The sequence below is a fragment of the Clostridium gallinarum genome (assembly GCF_014836325.1).
Taxonomy (GTDB): Bacteria; Bacillota; Clostridia; order Clostridiales; family Clostridiaceae; genus Clostridium; species Clostridium gallinarum.
Genome location: NZ_JACSQZ010000131.1, coordinates 1 through 1,164, shown reverse-complemented (window position 1 = coordinate 1,164; position 1,164 = coordinate 1). Strand labels below are relative to the sequence as shown.

Below are 1,164 nucleotides of genomic sequence, written 5' to 3'. Positions count from 1 at the left end.
ATTGCTGGTTTATTTTACTTAACTTATATTCTGTTCAATTTTCAAAGACCATTTTCTTCGTCGCCCTCAAGCGACTTCCTTATCTTATCATTTATAAATTTTCTTGTCAACACATTTTTAAAATCTATTTTTAAATTTATTTTGTGTTTCTAAGAAAACTTGTTTCGTAAGGAACGAGTTACATATTATCATCTTTTAAAATTTATTATGCATATAAATCATTATTTTATTCATAAATATTTGTATTTTTCTTTTATTTTCTTTATTTTTATCTAAATTGCTTATATAGATATTCTAGGTAGCGTTTTTGCCTAAATTCATTAAATATATTATTATTAAATATATGTTTTTGGTTAAAAATAGTTTTATAAATAAAAAATATTAATTTGAGGTGATTTTTTGAAAAAGATACTAGATAATGATTGGCAAGATTTATTGCAATCAGAATTTGAAAAGGAATATTATCAAAACCTACGAAAATTTTTAATACATGAATATAGAACTAAAACTATATATCCTCATATGAATGATATTTTTAACGCTTTAAAATTTACTTCTTATAAGGATGTAAAAGTAGTTATACTTGGCCAAGACCCATATCATGGTCCAAATCAGGCGCATGGATTATCATTTTCCGTTAATAAGGGCATTAAAGTTCCCCCTTCTTTAGTTAATATTTATAAAGAGCTACATGATGACCTAGGATGTTATATTCCAAACAACGGTTATTTAGAAAGTTGGGCAAAACAAGGAGTCCTACTTTTAAACACAGTTTTAACTGTTAGAGCTCATGAAGCAAACTCTCACAGAAATATGGGATGGGAACATTTCACAGATAAAATTATATCTTTACTTAATGATAGAGAGGATCCAATAGTCTTTATACTTTGGGGAAATCCTTCAATATCCAAAAAGAAATTAATAACTAATAGAAAACATTTTATAATTACTTCTCCACATCCAAGTCCCCTTTCTGCATTTAGAGGTTTTTTTGGTAGTAAGCCATTCTCAAAAACTAATGATTTTTTAAAATCAATTAATAAAACTCCTATAAATTGGCAAATAGAAAACATTTAATGAAACATAAAAAGGGGCTGTCGCACTAAAGAATTAGTGCACAGCTCCTTTTTTGCAAAAAAATAAATCCCAAACTTTAAAAGTTTA

1 protein-coding gene is annotated in these 1,164 nt (G+C 26.4%); it reads left to right on the top strand.

What is annotated here, in order from left to right:
- The first annotated feature begins 399 nt into the window (after positions 1–399).
- A complete protein-coding gene (locus H9660_RS16115; protein WP_191751385.1) occupies positions 400–1,077 on the top strand; it encodes a uracil-DNA glycosylase in 678 nt (225 codons plus the stop codon).
- Positions 1,078–1,164: the final 87 nt, after the last annotated feature.